The 18,858-nt window shown below is 43.9% G+C and carries 16 protein-coding genes; 9 read left to right on the top strand and 7 right to left on the bottom strand.

What is annotated here, in order from left to right; genetic code table 11:
- Positions 1–93: 93 nt before the first annotated feature.
- The 3 genes from holA to leuS form a co-directional block, all read right to left on the bottom strand.
- A complete protein-coding gene (holA, locus tag WHS38_00255) occupies positions 94–1,110 on the bottom strand; it encodes a DNA polymerase III subunit delta (protein MEJ5299403.1) in 1,017 nt (338 codons plus the stop codon).
- Between the two features lie 76 nt (positions 1,111–1,186).
- Entirely contained in the window at positions 1,187–1,705 is a 519-nt protein-coding gene (gene lptE, locus WHS38_00250; GenBank protein MEJ5299402.1) for an LPS assembly lipoprotein LptE, read from the bottom strand.
- A gap of 28 nt (positions 1,706–1,733) precedes the next feature.
- Positions 1,734–4,247: a leucine--tRNA ligase gene (gene leuS, locus WHS38_00245; GenBank protein ID MEJ5299401.1), complete on the bottom strand. Its 2,514-nt coding sequence runs from the start codon at positions 4,245–4,247 to the stop codon at positions 1,734–1,736.
- Positions 4,248–4,405: 158 nt separating this feature from the next.
- Here leuS and kdsB point away from each other — a divergent pair, with 158 nt between their 5' ends.
- Positions 4,406–5,161 (top strand): 3-deoxy-manno-octulosonate cytidylyltransferase, encoded by a 756-nt coding sequence (gene kdsB / locus WHS38_00240; GenBank protein ID MEJ5299400.1) that lies wholly within the window; start codon positions 4,406–4,408, stop codon positions 5,159–5,161.
- On the opposite strand, the gene WHS38_00235 is transcribed toward kdsB, so the two are convergent.
- Positions 5,130–5,591: a thioesterase family protein gene (locus WHS38_00235; GenBank protein MEJ5299399.1), complete on the bottom strand. Its 462-nt coding sequence runs from the start codon at positions 5,589–5,591 to the stop codon at positions 5,130–5,132. The two genes, kdsB and WHS38_00235, sit on opposite strands and share 32 nt — an antisense overlap.
- 224 nt (positions 5,592–5,815) lie before the next feature.
- Between WHS38_00235 and WHS38_00230 the strand changes: the two genes are divergently transcribed.
- From WHS38_00230 to WHS38_00220, 3 genes are all read left to right on the top strand, one after another.
- Positions 5,816–8,497, top strand: coding sequence for a DEAD/DEAH box helicase (locus WHS38_00230; protein ID MEJ5299398.1), 2,682 nt, complete (start codon positions 5,816–5,818; stop codon positions 8,495–8,497).
- A gap of 3 nt (positions 8,498–8,500) precedes the next feature.
- Complete coding sequence (locus WHS38_00225; GenBank protein MEJ5299397.1) at positions 8,501–9,247, top strand: metallophosphoesterase family protein; 747 nt, start codon at positions 8,501–8,503, stop codon at positions 9,245–9,247.
- 80 nt (positions 9,248–9,327) lie between these two features.
- Positions 9,328–9,927, top strand: coding sequence for a GNAT family N-acetyltransferase (locus WHS38_00220; protein ID MEJ5299396.1), 600 nt, complete (start codon positions 9,328–9,330; stop codon positions 9,925–9,927).
- Positions 9,928–9,932: 5 nt separating this feature from the next.
- On the opposite strand, the gene WHS38_00215 is transcribed toward WHS38_00220, so the two are convergent.
- Both WHS38_00215 and WHS38_00210 read right to left on the bottom strand, forming a co-directional pair.
- Complete coding sequence (locus WHS38_00215) at positions 9,933–11,222, bottom strand: serine/threonine-protein kinase (protein MEJ5299395.1); 1,290 nt, start codon at positions 11,220–11,222, stop codon at positions 9,933–9,935.
- A gap of 105 nt (positions 11,223–11,327) precedes the next feature.
- On the bottom strand, positions 11,328–12,590 hold the full coding sequence (locus WHS38_00210) for an OFA family MFS transporter (GenBank protein ID MEJ5299394.1): 1,263 nt from the start codon (positions 12,588–12,590) through the stop codon (positions 11,328–11,330).
- Positions 12,591–13,110: 520 nt separating this feature from the next.
- Between WHS38_00210 and WHS38_00205 the strand changes: the two genes are divergently transcribed.
- Positions 13,111–13,998 carry an NAD(+)/NADH kinase gene (locus WHS38_00205; protein ID MEJ5299393.1) on the top strand — a complete coding sequence of 296 codons (888 nt, stop codon included), beginning with the start codon at positions 13,111–13,113 and terminating at the stop codon, positions 13,996–13,998.
- Here WHS38_00205 and WHS38_00200 read toward each other — a convergent pair.
- A complete protein-coding gene (locus WHS38_00200) occupies positions 13,984–14,868 on the bottom strand; it encodes a radical SAM protein (GenBank protein MEJ5299392.1) in 885 nt (294 codons plus the stop codon). The genes WHS38_00205 and WHS38_00200 overlap by 15 nt on opposite strands.
- Positions 14,869–15,229: 361 nt before the next feature.
- On the opposite strand from WHS38_00200, the gene WHS38_00195 reads away from it, so the two are divergent.
- The 4 genes from WHS38_00195 (at position 15,230) to WHS38_00180 (ending at position 18,852) form a co-directional block, all read left to right on the top strand.
- The gene (locus tag WHS38_00195; protein MEJ5299391.1) at positions 15,230–16,204 is read left to right on the top strand and encodes a sulfite exporter TauE/SafE family protein; all 975 of its coding nucleotides are present in this window, start codon (positions 15,230–15,232) and stop codon (positions 16,202–16,204) included.
- A 35-nt stretch (positions 16,205–16,239) separates the two neighbouring features.
- Positions 16,240–16,665 carry a hypothetical protein gene (locus tag WHS38_00190; protein ID MEJ5299390.1) on the top strand — a complete coding sequence of 142 codons (426 nt, stop codon included), beginning with the start codon at positions 16,240–16,242 and terminating at the stop codon, positions 16,663–16,665.
- Between the two features lie 132 nt (positions 16,666–16,797).
- Entirely contained in the window at positions 16,798–17,124 is a 327-nt protein-coding gene (locus WHS38_00185; GenBank protein ID MEJ5299389.1) for a NifB/NifX family molybdenum-iron cluster-binding protein, read from the top strand.
- Between the two features lie 12 nt (positions 17,125–17,136).
- On the top strand, positions 17,137–18,852 hold the full coding sequence (locus WHS38_00180; GenBank protein MEJ5299388.1) for an ATP-binding protein: 1,716 nt from the start codon (positions 17,137–17,139) through the stop codon (positions 18,850–18,852).
- Positions 18,853–18,858 lie beyond the last annotated feature (6 nt).

Here is an 18,858-nt window from a genome sequence, read left to right as displayed (position 1 = left end):
TAAAGATTGTTCTTTCCCCCACAAAATTGTCAAGGGGATTGGCAGCCAGATCCGAAAAAGTAGTATAACTTGCCCACAACATCCAGGAATCCTTCATTTCCAAGCCGTCTTTTTCATGCGTTCCAGAATTGGGGTCAAGACGTGCAGAGGAGGAATAGACGTGGTCTTAAGCTTCAAATCCGCTTCGTAAAGCCCTCTGTGGAGTTCTCGAAGCTGGGTTTCCGTAAAAGACCTGCCCTGCTCCATAAGCCGTGAAACTACAAACTCGGGAAGCCCCACAAGAAGCTTGATTTCCTCAAGACTTTTACCACAACTTTCAGCAGACTTAACCTGCCACAAAAGCCGCACATGACGTGCAAGAAGTCCAAGAAAAGCTATGGGCTGCTCGCCCCTTTCCAGAAGTTCCGAAAGCATAAGAAGAGCATCTCCTCGCCTTCCCGAAGCCAGAAGATCCATCACTTCAAAAGAAGATGACAATCTCGCGCCGGAGAGAAAAAGTGCCAGATCATCTTCGGTTATAACCTTACGATTACCCACAGCGACAGCAAGCTTTTCAAGTTCGGAATCAATGGCGTAAAAGTCGGCACCTGTAACTTCGGCGATCAAGCGGGCGCCTTCAGGAGAAATCTGCTTCCCAAAGCGTTTCGCTCTAGCCTGAATCCAGCGTGGAAGTTGATGTGACTTCGGGGCAGAAAACTTCACGTAAAGAGAATTGGCTTTGCGGGCAGCGTCGATAAGTTCTTTTGTGGTCTTCGAATCCGCATCCAGAGTAACCACAAGGTAAGTTCTAGATGCCGGGCGATCGAAGAATCGCATCAAAACCTTAAGGACTTCCTTACCGATGCCCCGAAGATCGTCCAGCCAAATAAGTTTTCCAGAATATCCTAAAGGTGAGGTGTATAAAAAACTCGCAAGCTCTTCTTCGCCAATGTTTGCTAAAGAGATCTTTTTACGAAAAACTCTTCCCACCCCATAAACCCGCTCAAGAGCATCCCCGAGATCCTTCCAGCCCTGTTCAATAAAAAACCGCTCTCCTTCGAATACATAAATCGGAAAGAACTCGCCATTCTCAAGGCTTCTCAAAAAGACCTGTTCACCTGATCCGTTCATCCTTTTCTACCGTGGGAAGAAAGAGGTTATTGTGTAAGGCACGGCATACCGCTACCCTACAATAACCTCTTTCTGACTATTGCCGCAAAGCCACCATGAAACGATCGTAAATTCGCTCGGCGATTTGTTGAGCAATGTATTCAAGAGCTGCCCGTCTTCCCTGATAAGAGTCAAAAGCCGTGGTTCCATAGGGATAGGATCTCGAAAAGGTGAGCTGGTTATCCTGCCACAGTATTTTTCCAGTGCGGCGATCTTCGCAACGAACATCAACCGTTACAAAAAAGCGAGATTCTATCGCCTGGTTGAAGCGATTATGAGCAACATCCGTAGCGGCAAGCCTGATGATCTTTCCCCTAAAAATAACATCGGCATTTTTTACATCCGTAAGCTTCACTCCACCGCGCTTAAGAAATTCCTGTCTCAAAGCTTCGGTAAATATGAATTCAGCTTCCGGCTCTGTGGTTCTGTTATCAAACACCGGCACAGCTACGGCATAAACACCACGAGAGGCAAGTTTTTCGGTTCCCACAATTTGGTAACCGCACCCTCCCGCAGTGATAGCCACTAAAAGTATAACGATAAATTTTCTGAGCATTTCCATCTGTTATGCCTGAAAATCCAGGTTACTTTTTGACCACTATGTTTACTAACTTCTTTGGCACTACGACGATGTTCTTTATTTCGCCACCAGTTACAAACTGCTGAACCTTTTCCCGAGCAAGTGCCAGTTCTTTTATTTCTTCGTCGGTGGCGTCAGCCGATACCACAATCTTGTCTCTCAGCTTGCCATTTACCTGCACAACGATAAGCACTTCTTCCGCCACCAGAGCTTTTTCGTCCCACGAGGGCCAAGAAGTATCGAAAAGAAGAGATGAGTAACCCAGTTCGCGCCATAGTTCTTCAGCAATATGTGGCGAAATGGGAGAAAGCATTATGACAACAGATTCTACGGCGTAGCGCATCACGGGCCAGAAGTTGGGATCCGAGTTTTCAGAAGAACCCATAACATCCTTTGTCTGATAGATGGTATTCACAAGCTCCATGATCGCCGCAATGGCTGTGTTGAAATGATAGCGATCACGAATATCTTCCGTAACCTTTTTGATAGTTTGATGAGTCTTACGGTATAGATTGCGGAGAGCGCCATCCAGCTGATCGATTGATCCATCGAATTTGCTAGCGGCTTTCAGTTCATTGATATTTTCCGCCACAAGCCGCCAAACTCGAGTAAGAAACCTGTAAGCACCTTCCACTCCCTGATCGCTCCATTCAAGATCTTTTTCTGGCGGAGCGGCGAAAAGACAGAAAAGTCTCACGGTATCGGCGCCGTAAGCGTTTACCATATCATCGGGATCGACGACGTTCCCCTTGGATTTACTCATCTTAGCGCCGTCTTTTATGACCATCCCTTGAGTCAGAAGCCGCTTAAAGGGTTCATCTAGGTTAACGTAGCCAAGATCTCTTAACACCTTAGTGAAAAAGCGAGAATAGAGCAGATGGAGCACTGCATGTTCAATTCCACCGATGTATTGATCAACCGGAAGCCAATAAGAGACCATAGCATCATCGAAAGGTTTGGTATGTTCCTGAGCACAAGCAAATCGAATAAAATACCAGCTTGATTCAACGAAGGTGTCCATTGTGTCGGTTTCTCGCCTGGCAGATCCGCCGCATTTGGGGCATTTTGTCTGGTAGAAGCTCGGGGTCACAGGAAGAGGCGATCCACCGTTTGGAAGAAGTTCGAGATCAAGAGGCAACACAACAGGAAGATCCTTTTCCGGGACAGGGACGATACCGCAACTGTCGCAGTAAACTACGGGTATGGGAGCTCCCCAATAGCGCTGTCTTGATATGCCCCAGTCTCGAAGTCTGTATTGCACGCTGAACCGTCCAAGTCCTCGCTTTGCCAGATCTTCGGTGATAGCCTTCCGAGCTTCTTCTGAGGTCAAGCCGTCAAAGGAGCCGGAATTGACAAGAATGCCGTCCTCTTCGTAAGCGGCAGTTAGTTCTGAAGGATCGGGAATTCTATCTGAATCGGTCGGGCGTATGACGACTCTTAGAGGCAAGCCGTATTTTTTCGCAAACTCAAAATCTCGCTGATCGTGGGCCGGCACCGCCATAACCGCTCCCGTGCCGTATTCCATCACAACGAAGTTAGCTACATAAATGGGCATGCGATGACCGGTCATGGGATTAATGCAGTAGCGCCCTGTGAAGACTCCTTCCTTTTCGAGAAGTTCCTCCGTGCGAGCAGTTCTTTTTGCTTTTTTGGCTTCCTCAACAAAAGCCATCACTTTAGCTTCATGTTCAGTGTTCCGGCAAAGTTCGGGCACGAGAGGATGTTCCGGAGCAAGACTCATGAAGGTGGCTCCAAAAAGCGTGTCGGCTCGAGTCGTAAAAACGGTGATCTTCGTTCCATCCATGCCTTCCACAGGAAAGTCTATCTCGCTTCCGTAGCTTTTACCGATCCAGTTACGCTGCATCACAAGGACTCGTTCGGGCCAGCCATCCAGCTTATAGGTATAATCCAGCAGTTCGTCAGCGTAGTTGGTAATCTTCAGGAACCACTGTTCCATTTCCTTCTGAATAACGGTGGTTCCGCATCTCCAGCAGGCTCCACCTTCCACCTGTTCATTAGCGAGCACGGTATGGCAGCTTTCACACCAGTTAACGTAGGCTTTTCTTCGATAAGCCAGCCCTTTTTCAAACATTTTTATGAAGAAAAGCTGTTCCCAGCGGTAATAGGACGGATCACAGGTAGCGAATTCTCTGGACCAGTCGTAAGAAAAACCCAGTCTTTTTAGCTGTTTTTTCATGTAAGCTATGTTGTCGTAGGTCCATTTAGCGGGGTGAGTTTGAGCCTTTATAGCGGCGTTTTCTGCAGGCATTCCGAAGGCATCCCAACCCATAGGATGAAGGACGTTATAGCCCTGCATGCGGAGAAATCGAGCCACCACGTCGCCAATGGTGTAGTTTCTTACGTGTCCCATGTGAATGCGTCCGGAAGGGTAAGGGAACATTTCAAGAAGATAAAACTTTGGCTTACTGTCATCTGCCTTCACCGCAAAGACGTTCCGCTCATCCCAGATTTTCTGCCATTTTTCTTCAATCCTGTGCGGATGGTATTTAACCTCCATATTTGACTCCCTTCTCCCTTATTCAATATTCAATGCGATAGAAATCGTCATCCAAATTCCCTTGCCAGGGAAGCTGTATTATGGTCAACTTTAGACTCTGTTGACAAGCTTATTTCAGGGCTGTCTGGAAATTATCTTGCATTCACGGGAGTTCAAACATGAAGCGATATGTAATCATTCCCTGTAGATACGATTCGTCAAGACTTCCCGGGAAAGTGCTTCTCGACCTCTTCGGACGTCCGCTTATTCAGTGGGTTTATGAGGGGGTTCTGGAAGCAAAACTTGTGGACGATGTATTTGTCGCAACGGATGACAGGCGCATCGAAGAAGCCTGCAGAAAGTTTGGAGCTAGAGTCATTTTTACTCGAAGCGATCATAAAAGCGGCACAGATCGAGTAGCCGAAGCCTGTTTCAATCTGGGCTGTGATGAAAGCGACATCATCGTAAATGTTCAGGGTGATGAACCGCTTGTTACCGGCCAGATGGTCGATCTACTGGTTGAAGCTCTTCTGAAAAATCATCAAATATCGATGGCGACTCTGGCTTTTAGATCATCTTTTTTTGAGGACTTTCAGAATCCCAATGTTGTCAAAGTTGTTTGCGATAAGAATATGCGAGCTCTTTATTTTTCTCGCGCTTCTATCCCTTTTAATCGAGACGGTTGGAAAGAAGGGTCCTTCTGGAAGCATCAGGGATTTTATGCTTACCGCTATGGCTTTTTAAAGAAATTCACTGCGATCCCACAATCAGAACTGGAGCAATGTGAAAAGCTAGAGCAGTTAAGGGTTCTGGAACATGGTTATTCCATCCTTGTTGTGCCTTCGCCTAAAGACACCATCGGCATTGATACAGCCGAAGATGTTGAACAGTTCAAAAATTATGTCAGGAAGATGGGTTTTCAAGCCACGAATTAATAGCCTTACGTAGCGGCTCAGGAATGGTTGAAACTTTGCGTTGCTCTCCCCCTACGCAGACCAGAGCAAATATTGCTTGAACGCAGGGAATGACTTCACCGCCAGGACTTTCTCGATCTATACGCTGAATAACCACAATGCTTCGGCTTCTCAATTCTTCAATGCCTGTGGCAACATTTACGACGTCATCGTAATTAAGCGGATTGAAGTAGGCGCAGGTAAGCTGAGCGACGGTAAGATGCATACCGTATTCGTCCATAAGGCGTCGGTAGGGAAAACCTATGTGGCGGAAAAAATCGTCACGAGCTATTTCAAAAAAATGGAAATAATTACCGTGATAAACTCCACCTCCTATGTCAATCTCATACAGGGGCACTCGAAGAACTGTGCGATGACTTGGTTCGAAGAATCGAGGCTTCATTTTTTCCATGGATTTTCTGTCTCCCTGAGTCTCTTCCAAAAATCCCAATTCGCCAACATTATTCTGTTCCCGCTTTTTCTTAGGCTTTCTTTTTTCGCAGGAAATTTATACTATAAAGATTGAAAAATTCTGTCCACGAATTTTACTAAGACGGAATGAATCTCTTGAAATAACAGTTCTAAGTTAAGCCCTTGTCGGGCTACATCATAGAGAGAAAGGACTAAAAAACACTAATGAAGACTCTAAGCTGGTCTAAAAGATCGCACAAGCCTAGAGAATCAAAAAAAAAGTTTAATTTTACCATCCACAGACAGGCTCAGAAGTTGCTTGATCTTATAGGCACGCCGGAAAAACGCCCCTTTACGCCGGATCCTTTTCAAGTAGAAGCGATAACACTCGTAGATAAATACGATGTATTGGTTACGGCTCCAACGGGTGCCGGTAAAACTTATATCGCTATAGAAGCTATAAAAAAGGTTTTTTCGAAGGGTGGTTATTCCTGGTATGCATCACCGCTCAAGGCTTTATCAAATTCCAAATATGCCGAATTTTCGGAAATTTTTGGCGCTGAAAATGTGGGAATCCTAACGGGTGATCGTAAAGAAAATCCTGAAGCTCCTATTATTGTGGGAACAACCGAAATTCTCCGTAATCAACTCTACGACGTAATGCATCAGGGAGAATACCTCAATGTTGATCTTGTAGTTATGGACGAAGCTCACTATCTGGGAGATGAAGATCGAGGCGTGGTTTGGGAGGAAGTGCTTATATATCTTCCCAGCCGAGTTCGCATTTTGCTTCTATCGGCGACGATACAGAACGCTCAGGAAATTTGCGACTGGTTGGGCTGGCTCCGGAAAACTCCCTGCAAATGGGTTTCAGCAAATGAGCGCCCTGTGCCTCTTTATCCTCTCTTTTTGTTCCCCGAAGGGGAACTCGTGCCTCTTGCAACCAATAAGGGATTTTTCGAAAAGATCGATACAATAAAGCCGAAGAATTTTGAAAGGACTCACTTTCCAGACATTCCTCACATTATGGAAGCTCTTCGCAAGGCAAACCTTCTGCCGGCGATATTTTTCCTCAAATCCAGAGCGGACTGCGAGAAAGCCATTTCACTTTGTCCTCCGGTTTATGAAACGAGTCTCAGCACGAGTCGGGAAGAGTTTGAGGAAGTTCTGGAGGAATTACTAGATAAATATCCCTACCTAAGGGATCACAAGCATCTGGAAATTCTCAGAGCTTCTCGAGTAGGGGCTCACCACGGTGGACAGCTTCCCCAGTGGAAAATACTTCTTGAGAAGCTCATGCAGGGCGGATACCTGGAAGCTATCTTTTCCACATCTACAGTAGCCGCCGGCGTGAACTTTCCTGCTCGAACGGTGGTGATAACTCAAAGCGATCGATTCAATGGTCATGAGTTTGTGGCGCTTACGGCTACGGAACTTCATCAGATGACTGGTCGAGCCGGGCGACGAGGGATGGATGAAGCCGGTTTTGTGCTTGTTGTTCCAGGACCTTATCAGGATCCGCGTTATATTCATGATTTGCTGGGAAGTCCACCGGAGCCTATAGAAAGCAAGGTCAGAGTAAATTTTTCTATGGTGCTTAACCTGCTTCTTTCTCACAAGCCAGAAGACATAAGAGATCTCTTTGCGCTATCGCTTGCCACATTTCAGCATGTCTCTGAAGAAAAACCCAAGGTCAAAAAGCTTCGTCAGCGAGTAGAAAAGGAAATTTCAGAATGGTCAGAAGATATGGCCTGCAAGGCGGGCTTAAATTTTGTGGACATAAGGCGTCAACACAAACAACTTTCCGCTCGAATTTCCCACCTTAGAGCATCAAAATCCAAAAAAGCCGTTCCAACCGCTATGCAACATCTTCTTGTGCGAGGAAGAATTTTTACAACCAGGCAAAAGGTGCCTTATGTGCTTGTTGAAAGACCAAGGCTAGATGATAAACAGGTTAAAGCTATTAGGCTTACTCTGCCCTTGAAAACTCGTAAAAACATTGTAAAGATTTCGAGGATCAAGTTTTCTAGCATAGCATACCTGCATCACCATATTGATCAACTTCCAGAACCAACCGAAAAAGAAAAGTGGGAAGAAATCATACAGAATCTTTCTCTGAACAAATCCTTGGGATCATCCGGAGAACTTTTCGAAAATCCCTTTGATGCTGCGGAGAAAGAGATTCGCGCACTTATGGAGCTTCGAGATAAGATGCCCTGTTCTGGATGTACTTTATATGGGCCTTGCATTAAAGAAACAGATCATCCTTTCACGAGAATTATGCACAGGTGTGAATCTCTTGCTGGAAGGATCGCCTCTGTTCAGGAGCAGCTATGGAGATCCTTTCAATATTATTTCCGATTTTTACTTCAAGAAGGTTACGTGGATGAGAGGGGATCTCTTACTGCGGATGGGCTCTGGGCATCGAAACTGAGACTTGATCAGCCTCTTCTCATATCCGAAGGGATCCGGCTGGGGCTTTTCCCTGAAGATGACCCTGCTCTTCTAGCAGCTCTAATTGCACCTTTTGTTATGGATAGAGACCGCGGGCAGGACATGGAACTCACATCACTTGCCTATCGGTATCCCGAACTTTACGAACGTTACTTCACGTTACTAAGAGGGCTTCAGGGCATAAGGATGCGGCTTCAGAGTTGGGGGTTTTCGACGCCTCCTCTTCCCTTCTGGACTGTGGTTACTCTTTACCTGTGGGCGAAAGGGGAACCGTGGGAACTTGCGAGAGACGTCACGGGCATGGATGAAGGCGACCTGGTAATGCTCATTGTCCGAACTGCTGACCATCTCAACCAGATTGAATCTCTTTACAGCACTCACCCAACTCTCGCCGAATCAGCAAGGGCAGCACGTCTTGCCATAATGAAAGAACCGGTCATTACGGTGCTATAAAAAATGAAATGGGCAATTATTTCAGATATTCATTCTAATATTGAGGCCTTTGAAGCCGTGCTGAGAGATATCAGCACCTGGCGTGTGGATCGCATTATTCATCTGGGGGATCTTGTAGGGTATAATGCCAATCCTCGAGAATGTATCGATCTGGCAAGACAGGAAGGAATGCAGGGTGTGCATGGAAATCATGATCTTGCAGCGCTAGATCTTGCCATGTCGGAAGGTTTTAACATTCTTGCCTATCAGGCGATTCTTTTTACTAGATCCCAGATCGATGACAGTTCAAGAAAATATTTGGAACGACTTCCCTTTTGTCTTATTCTGGAGGGAGAAATAGCCTTCTTCCACGGATCGCCGGAAAACGTGAACACTTACATTATGAACATCTACCAAGCCAAACGAGCTTTCAACTACATCATGAAACAACTCGTTTCTGTGCGCATAGCCTTTTTCGGACACACTCACTTAAGAAGACTCTGGCACAGGGACAGAGTTGGAAAAGTAAGAAGCATACCAATAGAATCGGATATAGTGACGCTCAAGGAAGACGGGATATATCTGGTAAACCCTGGTAGTGTAGGACAACCTCGGCAGCGAGACAACCGAGCCCATTATCTTATTTTTGATTTTTCGGATCGAAAGATCATTTTTAGGTCTGTTCCATATGATATTCACAAGGCTCAGGAAAAGATCTTAAAAGCTCAACTGCCGGAGTTTTTGGCTCTGCGACTGGCAGAGGGAATTTAACAGAATTTGAGGAATAGTTAGTGTTAGGGATTGGGGATTAGGGAATAATCAAAAATATATAATGAGGAGGAATGGGGCGTATGTTTGGATCGAAGGAAATCGTTACAAGGACAGGAAAAAAGCTGATCATTCGACCTATGGTTAAAGAAGACGAGAAGGGGCTGTTTGAGTTTTTTTCAAGGCTTCCAGACGAACTTCTGATGTTCATTAGACATAATGTAAAAGACCCGCAGATTGTTAAAGAATGGGCTGAACATCTCAATTATGACCGAGTTTTACCTATTATCGCTCTTGATGGAGATAGGATTGTTGCGGATGTTACGCTTCACAGGATACCTTACGGATGGAAGCGGCACATTGGTCAGGTAAGAATCGTTGTCGATCCGGCCTATCACGGACAGGGAGTAGCAACGGCTATCCTCAACGAACTGGTGGAACTTGGTGCCGAACTTGGACTTGAAAAGCTCTGGGCAGAAGTTCCTCTTGATTCAGTAGCAGCGGTCAAGGCTTTCAAAAATGCCGGATTTCGTTGCAAAGCTGTCGTTGAGGGGCTTGTAAAAGACCTTAGAGGCAATAATGTAGATATACTCATTATGGTTTGCGATATTGAACACTATTTTGATGCAAGATGGCTTAAAAAAAGCGGAACAAACGCCCCGGAGCGAATAATGAATTTCTAAGAATTTTAAGGGATATGCCATCCCTTTCCGAAATCAGGAAAATCGGCAAGTAGAGCTTTTTGAAGCTCGCGGGCATTATGAAATCTTGCTTTCCAATTTTTTTCAAGACATTTGAGAATCAAGGCTTCAAGGTTGGGCGATAGCCCTGGAGCATGGACACTTGGAGGCTCGGGAGGAGATTCCAAGATCATGTCCATAAGTTCTTTTTCATTTTCGGAATAGAAAGGCACATAATCAGTTACCAAAGCGTAAAGGATAACACCAAGAGCCCACACGTCACTTGCTATACGGCTTTCTCCCCGAATCTGCTCTGGTGCCATGTAGGGTCGAGAACCTATAACGGTGCTACTTATACTTCTGCGACTCACATCCTTAGCGGTTCCAAAATCGAGCACTTTGGCAATACCTCTTGAAGTTACTATGATATTTTCAGGCTTTAGATCTCGATGCATAATGTGATGGTCGTGAGCGTATGCTACCATATCAAGAACTTGCAGAAAAACCTGTTCTTTTTCAGATGGAGTCATTCCCTCATCCATTAACTGCTGAAGAGTTTTACCTTCAACAAACTCTTCTATAATGATTGTTTTCCCTTCTTGTTCCAACACTTCGATAACCTTAACCGCATTGGGATGATCTTGAAGTTTCTTAAGAATTTCTGCTTCCTGCAAAAACTTGGGATTGGCTTTTTCATCGTGGGGAATTTTTGCTACAGCGAAATGTTCGCTAATAGTTCCTTTACGCTGGACTAGCCACACTTCACCGAAACTTCCGAATCCCAGTCTTCGTATTCGAACCCATTTGCCGCCGATAATCGGGGAACATTCCACCGCTTGGGAAATGGCTCGAGAACGGAAAAGAACTGACATAATATGTTTAATAAAGGAGCCGAAGTTTTCTAGTTTACTCGATCTCTTTTGTTCACCAGTCGAAGGATTTTCTAAAAAATCTACAGCTTTTTTCACGAACAACAGGAGGCGTCCTTTAAGCATAGATTCTGAATCTTCGCTAGAGGCATAATCGAATACGGGATATCGTTCTGCAAACTCCAAAGCTGGGAAATTTTCCTGAGAAGAAGGATCCAGGAAAACAAAGAGTGGGAAGTTTTTCAAGGCATCGAATTTGGAAGCGTCTCCTTTCCATAATACGAATGCAATAGCCGAGGATGTCCTCAAACGACCTTCGTCAAAGAAAATCTCGAAATCTATCTGGGGAAAATTCTCTGATAAAATTCTAGTTAATTTCATCTGGAGCGAGTCATGAAGATCTATCAACAGAAGTGCTATTTTTTGCACCGCAGGCTATCCTCAAATCGTTTTAGATTAAAAAGGGGGTTCTGAAATATCTCAGAACCCCCTTTATGTTAGCAGATCAAGGAGATCAAGTTAAGAGCAAAGCATCTATTCCTTTGCGTAACGAGGTCTCTTGGTCACGAGGGCGATTATTATACCGAGGATGATAAGAAGACCGGCAATATAGAAAGCGTAATCATATGATTTATACTTGTCGTAGATGTAACCGGCAAGCTTTGGCATGAAGGCCCCAAGACCCCAACCGATGAATACCAGACCGTAGTTAAAACCGAGGTTCTTAGGACCATAGAAGTCTGCGGTAAAGGATGGGAACAGAGCAAGCCCACCACCGTAGCACCAGAAACCGATAGCCGTAGCAATGAAAAGCAGGACAACATTTTTAATGCTCAAAAGATAGGGAAATGCAAACATTACGATACAAGCCGCTATGTAGTTGATTATAAGAGCGTTCATACGTCCGATTTTGTCGGAGATAATACCCGTTCCAATACGACCAACGGTGTTGAAGACGGCACCCCAGGACACGAGTAGATAACCTGCTGCCATAATTTTTTCGATCATCTTTGCTGCATGACCGATAAGGAGAAGTCCTGCCTGGGTATTAATTGTAAACATAATCATGAGAGCATAGAACTGCCAGGTTCTCACCATTTCCCCTGCAGTCCAGTCGAAGCGAGTCTGAGTTGCAGCTCTTGCAGCCGACTGAGCGGTAGCTGGAGGTGGAGGAGGCACATAACCAGGTTCAGGCCATGCAAGTAGTTGAGCAGCAATTAAAATTACGATCAAATATACAATACCAAGCACGTAAAAAGATGCGCTCATGCTGTAAGTTGTAATAAGCCACTTAGCAACTGGAGCGACGTAAAAAGCCGCCAGACCGTAACCACCAACGACTATTCCAGCAATCATTCCTCTTTTATGTGGTCCAAACCATTTAACTGCTGCGGGTGTAGGGGCTGCATAACCAACTCCCATTCCAATGCCGCCGAGAACCCCGAAACCTAAAAGTATGCCTGCATATGTTTTCATTATGCCCGACAGGATAAGACCAGCTCCAATAGCAACACCACCAATGGATGCCGCAACGGTTGGACCATATTTGTCCTGAATTCTACCTCCAGGGATCATAAGAAGAGCAAAAATTAATATACACAATGATGCGGGGTTTGATGCCTGCTCTGCGGTAAGAGGTGTCCAGCCCTGAGCGGTCATAAACTTAGCATCGGTAAGATACTTAACCCACACGCTCCAGGCATACAAACACCCCAAACAAAGATTGACCGTCATACCAGCAAAAACGACTTGCCACGCTTTCCCAGGCTCTTTTGCAACGGGTTGAGCATTTGCCATAATTACGCCTCCTTTCCTCTGGTAAAAAGACTAACCTTTAAACCCTTTACCTTAAAAAAACCTTTTACGGAGACGTTCTGGCGAAATTGGACTTCGTGAAACACCAGGAAGTTTGAAATAAGTGCTTGAATCAAAACCCTTAATGAATTGCTTTTGTGGAGAACTCTAATGAGCACCATAAAGACGCAGGAAAAAGACCCTTGCTAAAATTCTCTCCCTCCCTCTTTCTTGCTCACCTCCTCTCGGTTGCTAGGTTAGCCATACTTTGAACACCTACCACCTTCCATTCCTGTTGTCTTTCTATCCAAAAGGACCTTCGTAAGTCAAGACAAAAATACAAGTCTTTTTAGGTTGTTACAAATAGAACAATCTTCCGCAGGGCTTATTTAGTCAAAGGGCAATAAGATCAATTTATTCAGAGAGTTGTCGTGAATTATGGTATTTTAATTTTTCTTGCTATCAGAGCTATTGTTCAAGTAGAAGTGAAGAGCAAGAAAAAAACAGCTTTCGAGGATTCAAGATGGTGTGGGCTAGACACGGTGTGTTGTTTTATAAAAATCATCCAGAATGTTTGGAATTTACTGTAAAGATGGAAGAATTTCTTAGCTCCAAAGGGATTTCTTCATGTTTTTACATCAATGTGGAGAATCCTCCAGATCCAAAAAGCATAATGGCGTATCTTGATCACTCGGAAACTATCGCCATAGTGATAGGAGGAGACGGAACCTTTCTAAGCGCTGCCAGATGGTTACATTCATACAATGTTCCTATTGTTGGCATAAACTTTGGTGGGTTGGGATTTCTCACTGAAATTCCCAGGGACAGATGCTTCGAAGAATTAAATGGTATCCTGGAAGGGCACTATGCGACCGAAGAGAGACTAAAGATGGAAGTGACCGTTTTCAGAAATAATACTGTTTGTTTCCGCCAATCTGCTATCAACGATGTGGTTATAAACAAGGGCGCTCTGGCTAGAATCATCGACTTTCACGTATCAGTAAACAAGCAATACTTAAACTACTACAGAGCTGACGGCTTAATTGTTTCCACCCCTACGGGTTCGACGGCTTATAATCTTTCTGCCGGGGGGCCCATAATCTGCCCCACGGCTCACGTTGCAGTAATTACTCCTATTTGTTCCTTTAACTTGACCGACCGCCCTATTGTTATTTCTACACCTTTTGAAATAAATATCTTCCTAGAAAGCCAGGATCAGGAAGTTTTTTTAACCTGCGACGGTCAGGTAGGAACCGCCGTTGCGTTTGAAGACTCCATCCTAATTACTCCATCTTCAGACTTTCTAAAATTTATGAAACCCCTTAACGTCAACTACTTTGAAATTCTCCGAACAAAGCTCAAGTGGGGGCAAAGCGCAAAACAGTCCAGGATTTTTTCACAAAGCTCTTAGCCATTCTGGTTTTAAGGAAATTTCTCCTTTCAATGCAGCATCAATGGTTTTTATAGCTTCATCCTTGCCTTTTGGAAATCTCACTTTGAGCGGTAGATAGTTAGAAGCATGGTTAGACATGAAAAGACCTCGGGAAAGATGGGTGTTCATGATCATCTCTCTAAGTTCGCAAAGTAGTCCCTTGGAATCGGGCATGCGGAAATCGCCTCTAATATAATCCTCCCCAAGAGGCGTGTTTGGAAGAATCATCAAGGTGAGAGCTCCCACATAGTGTGGATCCATCTCGCTAAGAATCCATCCTGTTGCTGCGGCGTGTTCAAGGGAGCGTTCTATTCCAGCAATGCCAAGAAGCACTGTAACAGATAGCGTAATGCCAGCTTCTTTGACGCGTTTTCCAGCTTCAATCATGCGTTCTGGAGAAACGCCTTTTCTAATTGCCTGAAGAGTCTCCCTATCGCCGCTTTCCACTCCAAGATAGATTATTCCAAGCCCAAGATCTCTAAGTTCTTCAAGTTCGCTTGGTGATTTGCGGAGAATGCTTTTAGCGTTTCCGTAAAGCCCAACTCGCTGAACCCAGGGCATATGTTTGCGGATAAGCTGTAAAATCCAAACAAGTTTTTTATGAGGCATTATGAGAGCATCTCCATCGCACAGAAAAACTCTTCTCAGGAAAGGAAATTGCTGAGAAGCCAGAATAATGTCTTTTTCAATAATAGTGTCATCTTTTATCCTGAATCGCACTCCTTTGTAGGTGCCGCAAAAGGTGCATTTGTTATGGGAGCAGCCAACGGTTACCTGAAGGATTATACTCTGAGCTTCACTCGGCGGTCTGATGATAATTCCCTCGTAATGAAGGTCTTCTCCTTTCATTTTGACTCTCCTTTTTCAAACAAAATTTATTTTCCGGAGGAGTGATATGCCAGTAAACAGTTGTAACATCAACATCTTAGTAAAGCCGTTTGAAATACCATACCCTGGATGAAATCTAGCAGTATCTGCTGCTTACCCTTTTAGCTTCTAATGAGTCAACCAGAAGGTGCAAGTTTAAAATTGGGTCTTCTGGTTTGCATCCTGCGAACTTTTAGAACACCCTTTCATCTCAATTTTTATATGTTCCATTGCTAACAAAAAGCTAGTCTGTTTTGTTTGTATTTCATTTTCATTTTGACAACTATTTGTGAATTTTTTTATAATCCCGGACCGGGTCAATTTTATTAATGTAAAGGGGGTTATGATGGTGCAGAGATTTAACTTATCTAAGTGGTTGTTCTTGTGGTTTTCTTTTGTTGTTTGTTTTGTCTTATCCCATCCTGTGCTAGCTTACGCAGCCGAAAAAACGGTTGAAGGCATGGCAGGAGGAAGCACAAAACCTTGGTGGTTTTGGGTTATTGTTTTGTTTATTTTCTGCTTCATTCTTGGAATAATTGCCGTGCTTGCCGGGGTGGGAGGAGGAGTATTGTTTGTTCCTCTGGTAAGTGGCTTTTTCCCGTTTCATCTTGACTTTGTCAGAGGAGCAGGATTGTTGGTGGCTCTTGCTGGAGCGCTAGCGGCAGGACCGGGTCTTCTAAGGAGAAATCTTGCAAATCTTCGGCTCGCTTTACCAGTAGCACTTATTGCATCATCTTGCGCCATTGTGGGAGCTTTCATGGGCTTAGCTCTTCCCACAAAAGTCGTGCAGATCTGTCTAGGTTCAACAATTATTTTGATATCGATCATCCTGGCAACATCCAAAAACCTTGAAAGACCGGAGGTCAAGCAACAGGATGCTATAGGACTTGCTCTTGGTATGTCGGGAGCTTATGTGGAAGAGTCCACCAGGGAGGTTGTTGAGTGGAAAACTCATAGAACGCTTAAGGGTTTATTACTGTTTATCATCATTGGTATAATGGCTGGTATGTTTGGTTTGGGAGCCGGATGGGCAAATGTGCCTGTGTTGAATCTAATTATGGGCGTCCCGTTAAAGATAGCCGTTGGAACCAGTAAGTTCCTTCTCTCTATAACGGATACTTCGGCAGCATGGATTTATCTGAATCAGGGCTGTGTTATTCCTCTAATGGCTATACCATCAATTATCGGACTTATGCTAGGATCATTTGTTGGAGTAAGACTTCTTGCCGTTGCAAAACCAAAGTTCATCCGTTATATGGTCATAGCCGTGCTACTTTTTGCAGGCATCAGGGCTCTCCTCAAGGGGCTAATGGGTTAATTTAGGGAAATTTGAAATAAGAGAGGGCATTAAGAATGGAAAAAAAGGCGATTGAAACCAAAGCGGCTCCAGAACAAATCATTTACGCCGACATCTTATTTTATGGAAGCTGGTCGGCTATTGCTATTATGACTATTACATACATACTTTACATAGTCGGTGTCCTTGATCCTTACATACCCCTTAAGGATGTTCCTCTTCATTGGTCTAAAAATGTTCATCACTATGTCGAAGAAGCGCGCATTCCCACAGGATGGGGATGGCTGACGCTTATAGGCAAAGCTGACTTTTTGAATTTCATCGGTATCGTGCTACTAGGGGCTCTTACAATTATTGGATTTATTTCCCTCGTCCCAGCGTATATAAAGAAAAAAGACACATTGTTCACCATAATATCAATTATCGAAGTGCTTGTCCTCATTCTAGCCGCATCTGGCATTCTTAAAACCGGTGGTCACTAAAATACCTTGCCATTCACAGGGAAAGCCGATTAAATTCGGTTTTCCCTGGGTCTTTATTTTTCATACTTACTCTAAAGTTATGCATGTTATAATGAATTGAAGTTTTTAATGTAAGGGGAGAAAAGATAAAAAGTGAAAATTCTTGTTACCTTAAGTGGTCAGGAAATAGCTCCCCGTTTTGATCTAACGACAGAAGTTTTGATAGCCATCTGTAGCAAGCAGGGTGAGATCGAAGATGCCAAGGTTATCGTTCTCCCGCAGGCTTCCGCCGATGATCTATGCCATTTTATTGTTAAAGAAAAAGTTGATGTTGTTATATGCGGTGCGATTGAGGAAGAATATTTTCAGTATCTGGTCTGGAAAAAGATCAAGGTTTTTGATTCTGTAATCGGAATGGCTACAGAAGCAATTCAACATTTCGCTAAGGGAACGCTAACTCCGGGAAAACTTCTAGCCTGAGGTTAATTTGCCATGTACCTATTTGAAAAAATTGAAAAGATCATTTCAAGTTTTTTGACTATACCCGAAGATGTTGAACCTTCCATTCGCTATGACATCCTGAAGCGTAATATACTGGCGTTAATGCTTATTGTGACTGTCGTGCCCATAACAATTATGGCCATTCTAAATTATCATCAATACCAGAGCGCCATAAAAGGAGAAGTATTTTCCCCTCTACGAATGATCATTAATAAAACTCGCCACTCCTTCGAACTTTACCTTAGAGAAAGAATGTCAGCAATGAAGCTGCTAGCCTCTGTTTATAGCTTCAGAGAACTCTCGGATGATGAGACCCTAAACCGACTATACCATGTAATCAGGAAAGAATACAGCGGGGTTGTTGATATAGGACTTATTGATGATAGCGGCAATCAGGTTTCTTACGCTGGACCCTATGATCTCAAGGGAAAAAATTACCGTGACCAACATTGGTTTAACGAAGTTCAAATTAGAGGCTCTTACATTAGCGATGTATTTCTAGGGTACCGCCGATTTCCTCATGTTGCTATAGCCATTCAACAATGGGAAGAACCAGGAAAGCGGTGGATACTCAGAATGACAATAAACATAGACCACTTCAACGAACTCATAAGCTCTATGGGGCTTGAACCTGATTCAGAATCTTTTCTAATAAATCATCAAGGAATCTGCCAGACAAGTTCTAAAAGTTTCTGTAAGATTCTTGAACCATCTCAATTAGGAACATTGCCTGTAAGCTACGACCCAGCAACTATCACAGTAAGTTACCAAAACCAAACCTACTATGTTTCTTACATATATTTCACTCACCCAGAATACATCCTGGTTATCGTCAAACCAGAAGCCAGAGTTCTTACGGCCTGGTATTCTTTAAGAAAGGACTTTTTTATTGTCTTTACGATAAGTTTTATACTAATCGTTGGTTTCATTTTCCAACTCACTTCTATCTTGATGCGCCATATAAAGGAATCTGACGAAAAACGAGAATTAGCCTTCAGAGAAATGCAACACTCTCAGAAGCTTTCTTCAATAGGGCGTCTTGCAGCAGGAGTCGCCCACGAAATTAACAATCCTCTCTCTATTATTAGCGAGAAAGCTGGTTTAATGAAGGATCTTCTTACAACCAGACAGTCATTCCCTGAAAATGAAAAATTCATTTCATTAGTCGATTCCATAATAAAGTCCGTTGATCGATGCCGGGACATCACTCATCGTCTGCTGGGTTTTGCAAGAAGAATGGATGTTAAGATGGAAATTCTCGACCTGAATGATGTCATCAAAGAAACTTTGAGCTTCCTTGAAAAAGAAGCTTTGTATCGTAACATTAAAATTCGTTTGAATCTTGGTGACAATCTTCGTATTTCTTCAGATCGAGGTCAACTCCAGCAGGTATTCTTAAACATAATTAACAATGCCTTCGATGCCGTTGACGAAGGCGGAGAAGTATATATTGCCACGTGGGAACCGGATATGGACACGGTGGCGGTAACGATTAAAGATAACGGCAAAGGAATGTCTAAGGAAGTGCTTGCTCACATCTTTGAGCCGTTTTTTACAACCAAAAAAGGTTACGGAACGGGTTTGGGACTTTCTATAACTTATGGTATCGTTAAAAAGCTTGGAGGAGACATAAAAGTAACCAGCAAAGAAGGTGAAGGAACGACTTTCATTGTGTTCCTGCCGAAAAAACCCAAAGAAACAGTGTAAAGGTGA

The organism is Thermodesulforhabdaceae bacterium (assembly GCA_037482015.1).
Taxonomy (GTDB): domain Bacteria; phylum Desulfobacterota; class Syntrophobacteria; order Syntrophobacterales; family Thermodesulforhabdaceae; genus JAOACS01.
Note: the sequence above shows the minus strand (reverse complement) of the source record. Positions and strands in the feature narration are given on the sequence as shown.